Raw genomic sequence first — 16,136 nt, 5'->3', positions numbered from 1 at the left:
ACGCCATCAAGGCTCGCCAGCGCAGGCCCGCTCTGCAGGCGGCACCGGACAGGGCTGTCTCAGAAGGGCCGGCCGCCGCGCCGGCATTCGCGTCCGGAGGATGGGCAGCAAGGCGATCATGACGCGGGTGTCGGCACGGGCGTTCCGCAAAGATCCCGTGCGACAATACCGCGCCCCCGGGGCGCCACCTTTGCCTCACGCTTTGGCCCACCTGACCATAGGAGATCCGGACGCATGTTCGGCGATATCACGCGTTTTCTGCTCGACACGATCTTCACGCTCTTTGGCGCGGCGCTGCTGCTGCGCGCCTGGACGCAGGCGGTGCGGCTGTCGCCGCGCAATCCGCTGTCGCAAGCCATCTTCCAGCTGACGGGGTGGCTCGTGCATCCGCTGCGCCGGGTGATTCCCGCCACTGGCTACATCGACTGGTCGTGCCTGGTGGCCGCCTATGCCACGGCGCTGGTGTATCTGCTTCTGCTGCTGGCCTCGGTGGGCCTGAGCCCGATGGCGTTTCTGCCGATGGGCTTTGTGGCGGCGCTCTTCACGGTGCTCAAGTGGGCCTTCAACGTGCTGGTGTGGGTGACGATCGCTTCGGCCGTGCTGTCCTGGGTTGGGCCGCACTCTCCCATGGGCGCCGTCCTCAACACGCTGGTCGATCCGCTGCTGCGCCCGATCCGCCGCGTGGTGCCGCCGCTGGGCGGGCTCGATCTCTCGCCGCTGATCCTGCTGGTGATTGCGCAGGTGATCGTGATCGCCCTGTCGCACCTGTCGCTGTCGCCGCTGTTCATGTGAGGGCGGCACGCGCTTTGCTCGCCTGCGGATATGCCGGCTGCTGCATCTGGCCGGCTTCTCCGGAGGGCATCATGAAGACATGGAAAACAGCACTGGTGTGCGCCCTGGCCGTGCTCGCGCCCACGCTGACCGGCTGTACGGCGGGCGGTGCGGTGGCAGGCGGCGTGGCCGGCCATGAGCTGACGCACAGCCCGGCGGGCACGATCGGCGGTGCGGCCGCGGGTGCCGTCATCGGGCACGAACTCAGCAAGTAAGCCTCGGCCAACCAGCGCACACGCGGGCTGCTGAGGAACGACGTGGCGCAGCAGGCAGCGTAACGGGTGCAGCGGGCACCGAGAGCACTGCGGCGCCACCCTCTGCGGTAATGGGGTCCCGCCGCTGATTGCCTGCGTCGTGATCCCGGTCTACCATTCGTTGTTACCGGTACCAATCAAGCGGCGGACGCTGGTGTATCGCCACGCCAACACCCCCGCAGAGGGAAGCCCGGCCACACAACGACGGAGACACCATGCCCACCCAAGCTCCACGCAGACTGCGCAGCCAGCTGTGGTTCGACGACCCGAGCCACGCCGACATGACCGCGCTCTACGTAGAACGCTTCATGAACTACGGCCTGACGCGCGAAGAGTTGCAGTCAGGCCGGCCGATCGTCGGGATCGCGCAGACGGGCAGCGACCTGGCGCCGTGCAACCGGCACCACATCGAGCTGGCGCAGCGTGTGAAGGCCGGCATACGCGACGCGGGCGGCATTCCGATGGAGTTTCCGGTTCACCCGCTGGCCGAGCAGAGTCGCCGCCCGACTGCTGCGCTCGATCGCAATCTCGCGTATCTCGGTCTGGTCGAGATCCTCCACGGCTTCCCGCTCGACGGTGTCGTGCTGACCACCGGGTGCGACAAGACCACGCCCGCCTGCCTGATGGCCGCCGCCACGGTGGACCTGCCGGCCATCGTCCTGTCTGGTGGGCCGATGCTGGACGGCTGGCACGAAGGCAAACGGGTCGGCTCCGGCACCGTCATCTGGCATGCGCGCAACCGGCTGGCTGCCGGCGACATCGACTACGAAGGCTTCATGGAGCTGACCACCGCGTCGTCGCCGTCGATCGGCCACTGCAACACGATGGGCACGGCGCTGTCGATGAACAGCCTGGCCGAAGCGCTGGGCATGTCGCTGCCCGGGTGCGCGAGCATTCCGGCGGCGTATCGCGAGCGCGGGCAGATGGCCTATGCCACGGGCAAGCGCATCGTCGACCTCGTGCGTGAAGACATCCGCCCTTCGACGATCATGACGCGCGCGGCATTCGAGAACGCCATCATGGTGGCTTCGGCGCTTGGCGCGTCGACCAACTGCCCGCCGCACCTCATCGCAATCGCGCGCCACATGGGCGTGGAACTCAGCCTCGAAGACTGGCAGCGCCACGGAGAATCGGTGCCGCTGCTGGTGAACTGCATGCCGGCCGGCGAATATCTGGGGGAGAGCTTCCACCGCTCGGGCGGCGTGCCCGCCGTGCTGCGCCAGCTCGACGCGGGCGGGTTGCTGCGGCGCGATTGCCGCACCGTCTCTGGCCGCACGATCGGCGCGATTGCCGATGCCGCGCCCGACGCCGACCGCGATGTCATCTTCCCTGTGGACGCGCCGCTCAAGCATCGGGCGGGCTTCATCGTGCTGTCGGGCAATTTCTTTGACAGCGCGATCATGAAGATGTCGGTGGTGGGCGAGGCATTCCGGCAGACCTACCTGAGCGAACCCGGCGCCGAAAACGTGTTCGAGGCACGCGCCATCGTCTTCGATGGGCCGGAGGACTATCACGCTCGCATCAACGATCCGGCACTCGAGATTGACGAGCGCTGCATCCTCGTCATCCGCGGCTGCGGAACGGTCGGTTATCCGGGCAGCGCGGAGGTCGTCAACATGGCGCCGCCGGCGGCGCTGGTCAAGCAGGGGATCGAATCGCTGCCGTGCATGGGCGATGGCCGGCAGAGCGGCACATCGGCGAGTCCGTCCATTTTGAACATGTCGCCCGAGGCGGCGGCGGGTGGCGGCCTGGCGCTCCTGCGCACGGGCGATCGCATCCGCGTGGACCTCAACGCCCGCAAGGTCGATGTGCTCGTCGACGCGGAAGAACTTGAGCGCCGGCGTGAAACCGCAACGTTCAGCGTGCCGCTGTCGCAAACGCCTTGGCAGGAAATCTATCGGCAGTTTGTCGGGCAGCTTTCGACGGGCGGATGCCTGGAGCCGGCAACCCTGTATCTGAACGTGATCGAGACGCGCGGCAATCCGCGGCACTCGCATTGACGCCGCGCATGAGGCCGCGCGCTATGCGCTCTCGCGTTCGACCACGCTGAAGTCGATGCGCGAGAGCTTGGGGCGCCCGTGGCCTCGCCAACGCCGAGCGCATCAAGCAAGACCTCGCCCGTGCGCAGGCCGATGCCATAGGCATCGACGGAAATCGTCGTGATGGTCGGATGGCAGCACCACGCGACTTCAAAGTTGCCGAAGCCCGCAACGGCAATGTCGCCGGGCACGGACATGCCGCGCCGGTGGCATTCCATGATGGCGCCGAATGCGGACATGTCGCTCACGCACATCACGGCATCGGTATCGGGCCACGCTTGCAGCAAAGCGGCCATCGCCGGGCCGCCGTGGCTCATCGTGATGGGCGATTCGCCCAGGCGGATCACGCGCGGCTCGCCCAGGCCAAGCGCCTTGATTCCGCTTAGGTATCCACGCATGCGGTCGGTGCCGCGCCGGTCCAGTTCGCTGGCGCCGCACAGGAAGCCGATGCGTCGGTAGCCCCGTTTGTGCAGGTGATGCACCATCGCGAGCGACGCCTTGGCGTTCGAGAACCCAACCGCCCTGTCGATCGGGCGCTGAGGCAGATCCCACATCTCGACGATCGGGATGCCGGCGCGCTCCAGCAACGCCCGCGTGCCGGCACTGTGGTGGCGACCGGTCAAGGCAATGCCACGCGGCTGATGGCGCAGCAGCGACTTCACCAGCGCCTCCTCCTGATCGAGGTGGTAGTCGGTATCACCCAGCAGCAGTTGCAGACCATGCGGCGCAAGCGCATCGCTCAGCCCGCGCACGGTATCGGCAAAGTTGGAACTGGCCAGCGAAGGCACCAGGGCGGCGACGAATTCCGATCGGCCGCTGGACAGCATCCCGGCTGCGGCCGTGGCAACGTAGCCGAGCGCGTCGATGGCCTCCTGCACGCGCGCGCGGGTTTCGGGCGACACGCTGCCGCCTGCCAGCACCCGTGACACGGTCATCTTCGACACGCCGGCAACGCGCGCAACATCGGCCATGCGAGGGGGTGTGGTGCCGCTGGTCATGAGAAACGCCTACGCGCCAAGGGAAAGAGGAAAGAAAAAAGAGGAGTGGCGATCATAGCGGAACCGGCCACGCAGCAGCCCGCCGCTATGCCTGCGCGAGCGCGCGGCCGATGCGGTCCGCCATGCCTGCAACACCGACGACGAGGCGCTTCTCCCGGCGGGCGTCCAATCGGCTGACCGGCACGCTGGAACTCACCGCAACGCGCTTGCCGAGCGGCGTCACACCTACAAACGCCGCAAAGCAGGCCAGCCCCGCCACCACCTCCTCGCGCTCCGTCGCCAGGCCCCGCATGCGAATGCGCTCAAGCTCATCGAGCAAATCGGCGCGGCGCGTGGTGGTTCGCTCCGTCATGGCGGCAAGACGCGCCGGCAGCAGCGCACACACCGCTTCGTCATCGAGGCTCGCCAGCAGCGCCTTGCCGAGCGCGCAGCAATGGGCCGGCAGCCGCAGGCCGACATCCGATACCAGGCGAACCGGCCGCGGCGCGTCCTCCCGGGCGATATAGACGACCTCCGTGCCGTCGAGCACGGCAAGCTGCACGACTTCGTTGTGCGTGGCAACGAAGGCGGCGGATTCGCGCCGGAACGCGGCCAGCAAGCTGTCGTGGCGGAAATAGGCGTTGCCCAGCTCAAACAACGTCAAGCCGATCAGGTAGCCGTCGGCCCGCTTTTCAATCCAGCGGCGCTTTTCAAGCGACTCCAGCAGCAGGTACAACGTGCTTCTGGACATGCCCGTCGCCTGCGCCAACGCAGCCGGCCGCACAGGAGACGTCGCCGCACAGAGTATCTCCAGCACGTCATGAATGCGCTTGAGCGCTGGCACCTCATAGTCTGTCTTCACTGGAAACCTGCCTTGTTCATGCGTGTCTAGATTGTCCAACAGGTTGGAAATTGCGTCACGCTGTTGGACACCCTGCATCGCCGTCTCTACGATCACGCGGGTTCCCTCGCAACAGGGGTGTCCTACTCACGGAGTGCACATGACCGACATCGCCAACTACTTGCCGCACGATCTTGAGCATGCAACGCTCGTCGGTCGGGTGTGGCGCACAACGGCCAACGGCGAGGGGCCATCCGTCGTGGTGGTACGCAACGGTGTCGTTTTCGATATCACGGAAGCCGTGCCCACCGTGTCGGACCTGTTCGAGCATCCTGACGCACTGGCCATCGCCCGGCAGGCACCCGGGGAAGACCTGGGCCGCGTCGAAGCGCTCGTCGAACGTTCCTTGGCCGCCGATCGTGCAGGCAACGCGCCCACCCTGCTCGCACCGAATGATCTGCAGGCGATCAAGGCCTGCGGCGTGACGTTCGCCGTCAGCCTGATCGAACGTGTGATCGAAGAACAGGCCGGCGGCGACCCGGCCAAGGCCCGCGACGTGCGCGAATCCATTGTCGGCGTGGTGGGCTCCGATCTCTCGAAGATCAAGCCCGGCTCCGATGCGGCCATGCGGCTCAAGGACGAACTGCAGCGCCGTGGCGCGTGGTCGCAATACATGGAAGTCGGTATCGGCCCCGATGCGGAAGTGTTTTCCAAATCGCAGCCGATGTCGGCAGTCGGGTTCGGCGCCGATGTGGGCCTGCATCCGGCCTCGCGGTGGAACAACCCGGAGCCGGAGATCGTGCTGGCAGTCAGCAGTGCCGGGCATGTCGTGGGAGCGGCGCTCGGCAACGACGTGAACCTGCGCGACATCGAGGGGCGCTCGGCGCTGCTGCTGGGCAAATGCAAGGACAACAACGGCTCCTGCGCCATCGGCCCGTTTGTGCGCCTGTTTGACGAGCACTTCACGATCGACACGATTCGTACGACGCAGGTATCGCTGCGCGTTGAGGGCGCCGACGACGGCTTCGTGCTCGACGGCGTGAGCCATATGAGCGAGATCAGCCGTGACCCGCTCGACCTCGTCGCGCAAACCTGTGGGCCGCACCATCAGTATCCGGACGGCTTCATGCTGTTCCTCGGCACGATGTTCTCGCCGATCAAGGACCGTGACGCGCCGGGCGCCGGCTTTACGCACCACCTCGGCGACCGCGTGACGATCAGCGCCCCGCCCCTCGGCGCACTGGTCAACACGGTCCGCCTGTCGACGGAGATCGCACCGTGGACGTTCGGTGTCCGCGCCCTGTATCGCAACCTGGCAGCGCGCGGGCTCGTCCGTCAGGATTGATCGGGCCTCGCTGCGGAAACGTCCACGGCACATTCCGTGGATGGCAGCCCCTTGACCGGCGCGCGAAACATAAACAAGCCGCCGCCAAGCGGCTCCTTCTGCAACGCCTCGTCCGTCAGGCCCTTTCGTGCGGTGGTGGCATAGACGGTCTGCAAATCATCGCCGCCGAACGCGAGCTTGGTGATGTTGGAACACGGAAAGGCGACGCGCCCGACGCATCGGCCGTCGGGTGAGAACCGCTCGATCCGGCCTCCGCCAAACAACGCGATCCACACGCACCCTTCTTCATCGACAGCCATGCCGTCGGGGTAGCCGGTGCCGTCGATGGCGGTGAAGACGCGCTTGCGTTCGAGGCTGCCGTCGTCACCGAGATCGAAGGCGTAGACCACACGCTGCAAGGTATCGGTGTGATACAGCGTGCGGCCGTCCGGGCTCGCGGTCGGGCCATTCGTGATGACGTAGCCTGAATCGCGCACGCTCAACCGGCCATCCCGACCGACGCGGTAGAGCTGTCCACTCGGCTCGCGCTCCCCATCGTCCATCGAGCCGAACCACAGCGCCCCGGTGCGATCGACATAGCCGTCGTTCAGGCGGTTTCCCGGCCGATCGGTCTCGACGGGCAGCATGCGGCTGAAGATGCCGCTTGCGAAATCGAACCGGTAGAGACCGCCCTGCACGCCGCAGACCAAACTGCCGTCAACGCAGGGCAGCGCAAAGCCGATCTGGCCGGGCGCGACCCAGCTGCGGCGCACATCGGTATCCGGGTCATAGCGATAGAGCCGCCGGCCGTTGATATCGACAAAGACCACGGAGCGTGACGCGGCGTGCCACACCGCGCCTTCACCCAGCGTGGCGCCAACGCGCCAGACGCATTCAGGAGTGATCGGCGTCATCATCCGCCGTACCACCCGGCGTCGACAAAGTACTCGCGCGCCGTGCAGCGCGCGGCGTCGTCCGACGCAAGAAACAGCGCCATGCGCGCCACGTGTTCCGGCTCGACGCGTTCATGCAGGCATTGCTCGCCCAGCAGCTTGGCCTCGCTTTCGGGGGATTGCCAGAGCGCCATCTGACGCGGCGTGCGCACCGCGCCGGGCACGATGCAATTGACGCGAATGCCGAACCCGCCAAGATCGCGCGCCAGGCCGCGCGTCAGCCCTTCAATGCCGGCCTTGGCCGTCATGTAGATGGCGAGGTCCGGCTGGGCGAGGTGCCACGAGATCGACCCGAGGTTCAGGATCACGCCGCGCCCCTGCTTCTTCATGCTGGGCAACACGGCTTGCGCGCAGAAAAACTGGTGGCGCAGGTTCACCTCGATGCGGTTGTCCCAATACGCCGGCGTCACGGTTCCGATCTGATGGCGGTCATCGTTCGCGGCGTTGTTGATCAGGACGTCGATGGGACCGGTGTCGGCCTCGATGTCCGCGAACGTGGCGTTCAGCGCGTCGATATCGCGCAAGTCGCAGTGGCGGAAGACGGGTGGATGTGCGCATTCGCCCAGCGACGCCGCCAGCGCTTCTGAGTCAGCCCGCGCGATATCCAGGAACGTGACGCGCGCCCCCTGTCTGGCAAAGCCTTCGACGATGGCCGCACCAATGCCGCTTCCCCCGCCGGTAATCACAACGTTCTTGTTAACGAGGCTCGGATAAATCGCATAAGACATAGGAGATTCCAGTGACAGCAAAGGAGATAAAACGTGTAGCGCACCCTCAGCGGCGGCCGGAGCGCGAGATGACATCGACCCAGACGGCCAGCACGAGGATCCCGCCCTTGACGATCATCTGCCAGTAGGCGTCGACGTCGAGCATCGACATGCCGTTATCGAGGCTGGCCATCACGAGCGCACCGACCAGCGCGCCGTAGACCGTGCCTGCGCCGCCGCGCATGGAAGTGCCGCCGATGAAGCAGGCCGCAATGGCATCCAGCTCACCCATGGTCCCGGCGGAGGGCGAACCGGCAGCAAGGCGCGCCGTATTGACGATGCCGGCAAACGCGCACATCAGGCCCATGAGCCCGAAGATGGCAAGCTTCACGCGATCGGTGTTGATGCCGGACAGGCGCGTGGCCTCGAGGTTTGAACCCACGGAATAGATACGGCGACCGAAAACCGTCTGGCTGGCGATCCAAGAAAAAATACCGAGCAACGCCAGCACGAGCAGAACGGGCACCGGAATGCCGCCATAGCTGTTGAGCGTGGCGACAAACGCGACGATGACCGCGCCCGCCACGACAAGCTTGGCGACGTCCTGCCAGAGCGGCGCAACGTCGAGTTCATAACGGCGATGTTCACGCCGCTGCCGGATCACCACGAAGATCAACAGGCAGAAGATCAGCACCGCCATCAGGTCGCCCACGCGGCGCGGCAGGTAGCCCTGGCCGATCAGCACGAAGCTGTCCGACACCGGCGCGATCGTCGAGCCATGCGTCAGGCCGAGCAGGATGCCGCGATACGCCAGCATGCCGCCCAGGCCGACAATGAATGACGGCACGCCCCGGTAGGTCGACCACCATCCGTTGAACAGGCCCATGCCCACGCCGAGCAGCAGCACGACGGGCACCGTCGCCGTGATCGGCCAGCCCAGTCCTTGATCCAGAATGGCCGCCACGCCGCCGAGCAAGCCGAGCAGCGATCCGACCGAAAGATCGATCTCGCCCGCGATGATGACGAACACCATCCCGCAGGCCAGCATCCCCGTGATCGACATCTGGCGCAGCAGGTTGGACAGATTGCGCGGCGAGGTGAATGCGCCGTTGGTCAGCATCGAAAAGAACAGCCAGATCGCGGCCACGGCAATCAGCAACGCCAGGATCTTGTAGCGTGCGAACAGTTGCCTCAGGCGCTGGCTTGCCTTGAACGTATTGCGCGAATCGCCGACCCCGCCGGCGGCTTGTGGGCTGGTTTGAGAAGTCATGCGTGACCTGCCTGATGGAAAGTGGGTGCGTGCCTGGGTGTGTGCCCGGGTGTATGCCGGACGGGCTGAATGGCGGCGGTCAAAATGTGTTCCTGCGTCAGTCCCTCGTTCACGAAGTCGCCGCGCAGTTCACCCTCGCCGATCACGAGCACGCGGTCTGAAATGCCAAGCACTTCGGGCAGCTCCGACGAAATCACGATGATGGCCATGCCACGCTTAGCCAAGTCACCGATCAGCTTGTAGATCTCGTACTTGGCGCCGACGTCCACGCCACGGGTTGGCTCATCCAGAATCAGGACGCGCGGCTCCGTGAGCAACATTCGGGTGAGGACCGCCTTCTGCTGATTGCCGCCCGACAGGCTGGCTATGGGAAGCATCGGATGCGCTGCACGCACGGCAAGCCGCCGCATCTCCTTGCGGATCGTGTCGAGTTCGGCCGCGCCGTCGATGCGACCGAGACGCGCAAAACGCTGAAGGACGGCCAGCGTGATGTTGTGCCCGACGCTCATCAGCGAGACGATGCCGTGACGTTTGCGGTCTTCCGGCACCATGGCGATGCCCGCACGAATGGCATCGAGCGGCGCGCGGATTTTCAACGGCTTTCCGTCCAGGACGAGGTCCGCCTCACTGGCACCTTCATACGCGCCAAACACGGCCTGCATCAGCTCGGTGCGCCCCGCACCAACCAGTCCCGCCACCCCAAGAATTTCGCCGCGCCGCACCGCGAAGGACACGCCGTCGACCCGCTTGCGCGCCGGGTTGTTGACGTCGTAGCACGTCACATTGCGCGCCTCGAACACCACCTCGCCGATGGCATGCGGTTCACGCGGGAACAGCTGCGTAATTTCGCGCCCGACCATCTGCGCGATGATGCGGTCGGTGGTGAGGGCGTCCATCGGCGCAGTCGACACATGGCGGCCGTCGCGGATGACGGTAACCGTGTCGCACACCGCCTCCACCTCGTCGAGCTTGTGCGAGATGTAGACACACGCAATGCCGCGCGCTTTCAGGTCGCGCACGATGTCGAGCAGGATGCGCGTCTCCGCCGCCGTCAGCGATGACGACGGCTCATCCAGGATCAGCAGCTTGGCGCGCTTGTTGAGCGCCTTGGCAATTTCAATCAGCTGCTGGTGGCCGCCGCCGTAGTGCATCACGGGCAGCGCCACGTTGATGCCCTGGATGTTCAGGTCGCGAAGCAGCTTGTCTGCGCCCTGGTACATGGCCGCGTAGTTCATGCGACCGCCTGGCAGCGTGATTTCGTTGCCGAGGTAGATGTTCTCGGCCACCGACAATTCCGGCACCAGCATCAGTTCCTGATGGATGATGACGATGCCGGCGCGCTCGGTGTCGCGAATACCGCTCGCGTGCAGCGGCCGCCCCTCCCAAAGGATTTCGCCATCCCAGGTGCCGCTCGGGTAGACGCCCGAAAGCACCTTCATGAGCGTCGACTTTCCGGCGCCGTTCTCGCCGCACAGGCCAACACACTCGCCCGGCTTCACGACCAGGTTGATACCGTCCAGCGCCTTCACACCGTCGAACGTCTTGACGATGCCGCGCATCTGCAACAGAGATTCAGACATGCCCCGTCCTTGAGGTACGAACGCGGCCGGCGATGCAGCGTTGGCGCATCGCCGGCACAAAGCGGCCCTGACTGCGGGACCTTACTGGCCGCCGATCTGCGCCTGCGTGTAGAAGCCGTCTTTCACCACCAGGTTGACGTTGTCCTTCGTGAGCTGGGTGGGCTGCAGCAGCACCGTGTCGACCTTCTTCTTGCCGTTGTCGTACTGCGCGTTGTACTTCGGCTTGTCGCCCTTGGCGAGCGCCACCGAAAGCTGCGCGGCCTCGGTGGCAATCAGCTTGAGCGGCTTGTAGACCGTCATCGTCTGCGTGCCGGCAATCACGCGCTTGACGGCGGCAAGGTCGGCATCCTGCCCCGACACCGGCACCTTGCCGGCCAGCTTCTGCGCAGCCAGCGCCTGGATCGCGCCACCGGCCGTGCCGTCGTTGGAGGCAACCACGGCATCGATCTTGTTGTTGTTCGCGGTCAGCGCGTTCTCAACGATACCCAGCGCCGCAGAAGCGCTCCACTCCGGCACCCATTGCGAGCCGACGACCTTGATGTCGCCGCGGTCGATGGCCGGCTGCAGCACCTTCAACTGGCCCTGCCGCAGCATCTTCGCGTTGTTGTCCGTGGGCGCGCCGCCCAGCAGGAAGTAATTGCCCTTCGGGCGCACGTTGTAGACGCCCTGCGCTTGCAGCTCGCCCACCTTCTCGTTGTCGAACGAAATGTAGGCATCAACGTCGGCATCGAGAATCAGGCGGTCATACGACACCACCTTGATGCCGGCCTTCTTGGCTTCGGCCACCACGTTGGTCAGCGCCTTGGAGTTGAACGGCACGATGACGATCACGTCGACACCGCGCGAGATCAGGTTCTCGATCTGCGAGATCTGGCGTTGCTCGCTGGCGTCCGCCGATTGCACCGACACCTTGGCACCCAGCTTTTCGGCCGCTGCGACAAAGTAATCGCGGTCGCGCGACCAGCGCTCCACGCGCAGGTCGTCGATACAGAAGCCAATTTCCGGATGCGCCTTGCTCGCGTGCGCCAGGGGCGCCGCCATCGACAGGCTGGCGAGCACTGCACCGCAAAAGGCGGCCCTCAGAACACAACGGCGTTGGTTCGATTTCATGTCTCACTCCATCTTCTTTTGTTGGTGGGTACCGACGTGGCGTCTGCTGCGCCGCAATAGATTTCGGCCGGCTCGACGGCAGTCGCATGGTGCATGCGCCGCCTTGGCACCGGCAATTACGAAATTGCCCAACCGCCCTAACATTTCTTGCCACCCGGCGGGCATCGTCTGACAGCGCCGCATGCAGCCCATAGAATGTGCGGGCGAGCGGCACGCCCCAGCACCGCCGCCGTATGGCAACCCCTGCCACCGCGAGCGCCCCAACAGCCCATGCATCGTCAATTGCCCGATCCATCGCAGCACGCGCGGATTCATCGCATTGCGCTGCTGTTCAACGCCAACAAGGTGTACGACCGCGAAATCATCGCGGGCATTGGCGACTACATGCGCTCCACCCGCGTGACGTGGGACCTGTTTCTGGAAGAGGACTTCCGCTGCCGCCTGCCCGGCATCGAGCGCTTTGACGGCGACGGCATCATTGCGGATTTCGACGACCCCGCCGTCGCCGAAGCACTGCGCGGTTGCCCGCTACCGGTGGTGGCCGTCGGCTCTTCGTATGAGGACCCGGCGCACTACCCCGCAAAGGAGCCTTATGTCGCCACGGACAACGGAAAGCTGGTCGCGCTGGCCTACCGGCACCTGATCGAAGCCGGCCTGCAGCACTTTGCGCTGTACAGCCTGCCCCAGGCGCCGGAGAACCGCTGGGCACAGCAGCGCGAACTGGCCTTTACGCGCTTGCGCCGGCAGGACAATCCCGCCGCGCCCGTTGATCAGGAGATTTACCGGGGCCTGTCGACCAGCGCACCGACCTGGCATCAGGCGATCAGCCAGTTGATCGAATGGCTGCGCGGCTTGCCCAAGCCCATCGGCATCATCGCCGTGACGGATGCGCGGGCGCGGCATCTGCTGCAAGCCTGCATGACGGCAGGGTTCGCCGTGCCGGAAGAGATCGCCATCATTGGCATCGACAACGATCCGCTCACGCGCACGCTGAGCCGGATCCCGCTGTCGTCGGTCATTCAGGGCACCGTGGAGATGGGGCGCACCGCCGCACATCTGCTGCACCAGATGCTGGGCGGCGCGCGCCTGGCAGGTCGGCAGATTCTCGTGCCACCCGTGGGCATCAATGTGCTGGCGTCGTCCCGCCATCAGCCGCTTGCCAGCCCGTATGTCATGCGGGCGCGGCACTTCATTCGGCAATACGCCTGCCAAGGAATCAAGACCGAGCAGGTCGCGGACTACGTCGGTATCTCGCGGTCATCGCTCGAAGAACACTTTCGTCGTGAATTGCATTGCACCGTGCACCAGGAAATCCTTCGCCACAAGCTCGACGCGGCCAAGCACATGCTGGCCAGCCGTGATGTCGCTACCGCCGAGGTGGCGGTGCGCTGCGGCTTTACCTCCCCGCAATACATGCATGCCGTATTCCGCCGCGAGCTGGATTGCACGCCGCGCGAATACCAGGAACGCGCCACCACGGAGAGCCAATCATGAGCATCGCGCCCGCGCTCTCCGCACACGCGCCGCTCGACGGCGCCATCTCGTCAGCAACGTGGGGGCACTTGCCGGACGGCGAGCCGGTTCGGCTGTTCACGCTGCGCAATACCTCGGGCATGCGCGTTTCGATCAGCGATCTGGGGGCGACGCTCGTCTCCTGGCAGGCGCCGGATCGCAGCGGGCGCCTGGGCGAGATTCTTCTCAACCATGCGACGCCTGCGGCCTACCTTGAATCGGGAGGCTATCTTGGCGGCTTGATCGGACGCTGGGCCAACCGGATTGCCGGCGCGCGCTTTACGCTCGACGGCATCGACTACGCGCTCGACCGCAACGAGGGCGGCAACCTGCTGCACGGCGGCGCGAGCGGCTTTCATCGGGCGCTATGGGACGCCGAGGACCAGGACGGCGCACTGGTCATGCGGCTCACGTCTCCGGAAGGCGATGCCGGATTCCCCGGCAATGTCGCCGTGCAGGTCCGCTATGCGCTGGACGACGACGGCACGCTGTCGATCGACTACGAAGCCCGCACCGACGCGCCCACGCCAATCAACCTGACCAGCCACGGGTATTTCAACCTGAGCGGCAGACCCGGCACCGACATCCGGGGCCACATCCTGTCGATCGATGCCGATGCCTTCCTGGAAGTCGATGCCAAGCTGATCCCGACGCGAGCGATGAGTGTCGCGGGCACGGCATTCGACTTTCGGCAGGGGGCACCCATTGGCGCGCGGCTGGACTGGCCCAACGCGCAATTGGCGCAGGCGGGCGGATTCGACCACTGCTTCGTGTTGCGCAATACGGCACCGGACGATCGCCCGCATGTGCGCCCGGTCGCGCGGCTGTATGAACCCGGCAGCGGCCGCGAATTGACCGTGCTGACCGATCAGCGCGGGCTTCAGTTCTATTCGGGCCACATGCTGTCGGGCACGCACGCCCAACGCAGCGGCTTGTGTCTGGAAGCGAGCGCGTTTCCGAACCAGGTCAACATGCCCGATGCAGAAGCGGTCATGCTGCGCCCGGGCCAGGTCTACCGGCAGCACACCGCATACCGCGTCTCGGTTGCCGGAGAAACCTGAACCGCGTTCAAGCGCGGCGTTGGATGTTCAATGCGCGGCTGCGGCCGCACCGTGCATGACTTCGTGCGAGCCGCGGATGCCGTTGAACCAGGCATTCAGCACCACGGCCACCAGCGTGCCCATCACGATGCCGCTGTGGGTGATGGGGCGCGTCCAGTCCGGGAAGTGATGGAAGAAGGCCGGCGCCAGCGTCGGCATCATGCCAAAGCCGACCGACACCGCGATGATCAGCAGGTTGTGGCGCTGCTGCTGGAAATCCACCATGCCCAGCATGCGGATGCCGGCCGCGGCCACCATGCCGAACATCACGATGCCCGCCCCGCCGAGCACGTATTGCGGCACCGATGCCACCACGTACGACAGCTTCGGAAACAGCCCCAGCACGATCAGCAGCACCCCGCCGGCCGCCGCCACATAGCGCGAGCGCACGCCCGTGATCGACACCAGCCCGATGTTCTGCGAGAACGACGTATGCGGGAACGTGTTGAACACCCCCGCCACCACCGTCGCCAGACCATCGGCACGCAGGCCGTTGGTCAGTTCATTGCGCGAGATGGGCTTGCCGACCACGTGCGCCAGCGCGAGGAACATGCCGGTCGACTCCACCAGCGTGATCACGATCACGATGCACATCGAGATGATGGCCGACAGCTCGAACTTCGGCATGCCGAAATGGAACGGCGTCACCAGCGTCATCAGCGGCGCCGCGCCGGCATCGGCCAGCGACACCTTGCCGAACGCCGCCGCCACCAGCGTGCCCGTCACGATGCCCAGCAGCACGGCGATGTTGCACAGCAATGCGTTGCCGAACTTGGTCAGCAGCAGGATCGTCACCAGCACAAGCGCGGCAATGGCCAGGCCGAACGGATCGCCAAACGCGGGGTTCGGCACCATGTGTTTCACGCCGTCCACCACCTGCGGAATCATCTGCTGGCCGCCTGCGGCCCAGTTGATCCCCACGCTCAGCAGCGAAAAGCCGATCAGCATGATGACGGTGCCCGTCACCACACGCGGGAAGAGGCCCAGCAGCCGCCCCATCAGCGGCGCAACGGCAATGCCGAACACGCCCGAGACGATCGACGCCCCGAAGATGCCTGGCAGCCCCATGCCCGGCTCCACGCCAATGGCGATCATCGGCGCCACCGCGGCAAACGTGACACCCATCATCACCGGCAGGCGGATCCCGAAAATCAGAAAGCCGAGCGACTGGATGAGCGTGCCGACACCGGCGGCAAACAGGTCGCAATTGACGAGATAGGACAGTTCACCCTTCGACAGGCCGAGCGCATTGCCGACAATCAGCGGCACCGCAATGGCGCCGGCGTACATCACCAGCAGGTGTTGCAGCCCGAGCGCGAACAGGCGCGGCAGTGGAAGGAACTCGTTGACGGGATCGACGTGGGTCGACGCGGAAGCCGAGGATTGGCCTGAGGATGGGCGCATTGTCTGTCTCCGGGGGCCGCTCCCGTGTTCGTGCCGGAAGCGTGCTTGGGGCAGGCGGCGGGGGCTCCGTCTGCCAGTATTCGAGCGGCGTGATGCCGCGTATTGGCCGGAATCTTGGGCCGCTGCTATTTTTATGTCAACAATTACCGCCGTTTTTTGTGTACATATTTTGCGTTCCGGAATGCGGGTGCACGCCACGCATCACGCGCTGGCCCGCCAGGGGCATCGACGTCA

At 65.5% G+C, this 16,136-nt stretch carries 13 protein-coding genes and 1 pseudogene; 6 read left to right on the top strand and 8 right to left on the bottom strand.

Annotated elements, in window-relative coordinates:
- Positions 1-234: 234 nt before the first annotated feature.
- The 3 genes from TK49_RS20900 to TK49_RS20890 all read left to right on the top strand — a co-directional run bounded on the left by TK49_RS20900 (position 235) and on the right by TK49_RS20890 (position 3,085).
- Positions 235-792, top strand: a complete 558-nt coding sequence (locus TK49_RS20900; RefSeq protein WP_045219712.1) for a YggT family protein — start codon at positions 235-237, stop codon at positions 790-792.
- 71 nt (positions 793-863) lie between these two features.
- Positions 864-1,046, top strand: a complete 183-nt coding sequence (locus TK49_RS20895) for a glycine zipper 2TM domain-containing protein (RefSeq protein ID WP_045219711.1) — start codon at positions 864-866, stop codon at positions 1,044-1,046.
- Between the two features lie 254 nt (positions 1,047-1,300).
- Complete coding sequence (locus tag TK49_RS20890; RefSeq protein ID WP_045219710.1) at positions 1,301-3,085, top strand: IlvD/Edd family dehydratase; 1,785 nt, start codon at positions 1,301-1,303, stop codon at positions 3,083-3,085.
- Positions 3,086-3,106: 21 nt separating this feature from the next.
- Here the strand turns inward: TK49_RS20890 and TK49_RS20885 are convergent.
- Positions 3,107-4,122 (bottom strand): annotated as a pseudogene (locus TK49_RS20885) (LacI family DNA-binding transcriptional regulator).
- Positions 4,123-4,207: 85 nt separating this feature from the next.
- Positions 4,208-4,963: an IclR family transcriptional regulator gene (locus tag TK49_RS20880; RefSeq protein WP_045219709.1), complete on the bottom strand. Its 756-nt coding sequence runs from the start codon at positions 4,961-4,963 to the stop codon at positions 4,208-4,210.
- 139 nt (positions 4,964-5,102) lie between these two features.
- Between TK49_RS20880 and TK49_RS20875 the strand changes: the two genes are divergently transcribed.
- Positions 5,103-6,287, top strand: coding sequence for a fumarylacetoacetate hydrolase family protein (locus TK49_RS20875; protein WP_045219708.1), 1,185 nt, complete (start codon positions 5,103-5,105; stop codon positions 6,285-6,287).
- On the opposite strand, the gene TK49_RS20870 is transcribed toward TK49_RS20875, so the two are convergent.
- The 5 genes from TK49_RS20870 to xylF form a co-directional block, all read right to left on the bottom strand.
- A complete protein-coding gene (locus TK49_RS20870) occupies positions 6,278-7,183 on the bottom strand; it encodes an SMP-30/gluconolactonase/LRE family protein (RefSeq protein WP_045219707.1) in 906 nt (301 codons plus the stop codon). The two genes, TK49_RS20875 and TK49_RS20870, sit on opposite strands and share 10 nt — an antisense overlap.
- Positions 7,180-7,947, bottom strand: a complete 768-nt coding sequence (gene xylB, locus TK49_RS20865; protein ID WP_045219706.1) for a D-xylose 1-dehydrogenase — start codon at positions 7,945-7,947, stop codon at positions 7,180-7,182. Before xylB ends, TK49_RS20870 begins: the two co-directional genes overlap by 4 nt.
- A 46-nt stretch (positions 7,948-7,993) precedes the next feature.
- Positions 7,994-9,196: a sugar ABC transporter permease gene (locus TK49_RS20860; protein WP_045219705.1), complete on the bottom strand. Its 1,203-nt coding sequence runs from the start codon at positions 9,194-9,196 to the stop codon at positions 7,994-7,996.
- A complete protein-coding gene (xylG, locus tag TK49_RS20855; RefSeq protein ID WP_045219704.1) occupies positions 9,193-10,776 on the bottom strand; it encodes a D-xylose ABC transporter ATP-binding protein in 1,584 nt (527 codons plus the stop codon). The genes TK49_RS20860 and xylG overlap by 4 nt, the downstream gene beginning before the upstream one ends.
- Positions 10,777-10,857: 81 nt before the next feature.
- Positions 10,858-11,886 (bottom strand): D-xylose ABC transporter substrate-binding protein, encoded by a 1,029-nt coding sequence (xylF, locus tag TK49_RS20850; RefSeq protein WP_027679277.1) that lies wholly within the window; start codon positions 11,884-11,886, stop codon positions 10,858-10,860.
- A gap of 270 nt (positions 11,887-12,156) precedes the next feature.
- On the opposite strand from xylF, the gene TK49_RS20845 reads away from it, so the two are divergent.
- Both TK49_RS20845 and TK49_RS20840 read left to right on the top strand, forming a co-directional pair.
- Entirely contained in the window at positions 12,157-13,380 is a 1,224-nt protein-coding gene (locus TK49_RS20845; RefSeq protein ID WP_045219703.1) for a XylR family transcriptional regulator, read from the top strand.
- Complete coding sequence (locus TK49_RS20840; RefSeq protein WP_045219700.1) at positions 13,377-14,459, top strand: aldose epimerase family protein; 1,083 nt, start codon at positions 13,377-13,379, stop codon at positions 14,457-14,459. The genes TK49_RS20845 and TK49_RS20840 overlap by 4 nt, the downstream gene beginning before the upstream one ends.
- A 27-nt stretch (positions 14,460-14,486) precedes the next feature.
- Here the strand turns inward: TK49_RS20840 and TK49_RS20835 are convergent, their stop codons facing one another.
- Entirely contained in the window at positions 14,487-15,902 is a 1,416-nt protein-coding gene (locus TK49_RS20835) for a nucleobase:cation symporter-2 family protein (protein ID WP_045219698.1), read from the bottom strand.
- Between the last annotated feature and the right edge of the window lie 234 nt (positions 15,903-16,136).

Origin of the sequence: Ralstonia mannitolilytica (genome assembly GCF_000954135.1) — a bacterium.
Lineage (GTDB): Bacteria > Pseudomonadota > Gammaproteobacteria > Burkholderiales > Burkholderiaceae > Ralstonia > Ralstonia mannitolilytica.
This window is presented reverse-complemented; position numbering and strand designations above follow the sequence as displayed.

Coding starts and splice junctions, on each gene's coding strand:
- TK49_RS20900 (WP_045219712.1), top strand. CDS start 235: ATGTTCGGCGATATCACGCGTTTTCTGCTCGACACGATCTTCACGCTC.
- TK49_RS20895 (WP_045219711.1), top strand. CDS start 864: ATGAAGACATGGAAAACAGCACTGGTGTGCGCCCTGGCCGTGCTCGCG.
- TK49_RS20890 (WP_045219710.1), top strand. CDS start 1,301: ATGCCCACCCAAGCTCCACGCAGACTGCGCAGCCAGCTGTGGTTCGAC.
- TK49_RS20875 (WP_045219708.1), top strand. CDS start 5,103: ATGACCGACATCGCCAACTACTTGCCGCACGATCTTGAGCATGCAACG.
- TK49_RS20870 (WP_045219707.1), bottom strand. CDS start 7,183: ATGATGACGCCGATCACTCCTGAATGCGTCTGGCGCGTTGGCGCCACG.
- xylB (WP_045219706.1), bottom strand. CDS start 7,947: ATGTCTTATGCGATTTATCCGAGCCTCGTTAACAAGAACGTTGTGATT.
- TK49_RS20860 (WP_045219705.1), bottom strand. CDS start 9,196: ATGACTTCTCAAACCAGCCCACAAGCCGCCGGCGGGGTCGGCGATTCG.
- xylG (WP_045219704.1), bottom strand. CDS start 10,776: ATGTCTGAATCTCTGTTGCAGATGCGCGGCATCGTCAAGACGTTCGAC.
- xylF (WP_027679277.1), bottom strand. CDS start 11,886: ATGAAATCGAACCAACGCCGTTGTGTTCTGAGGGCCGCCTTTTGCGGT.
- TK49_RS20845 (WP_045219703.1), top strand. CDS start 12,157: ATGCATCGTCAATTGCCCGATCCATCGCAGCACGCGCGGATTCATCGC.
- TK49_RS20840 (WP_045219700.1), top strand. CDS start 13,377: ATGAGCATCGCGCCCGCGCTCTCCGCACACGCGCCGCTCGACGGCGCC.
- TK49_RS20835 (WP_045219698.1), bottom strand. CDS start 15,902: ATGCGCCCATCCTCAGGCCAATCCTCGGCTTCCGCGTCGACCCACGTC.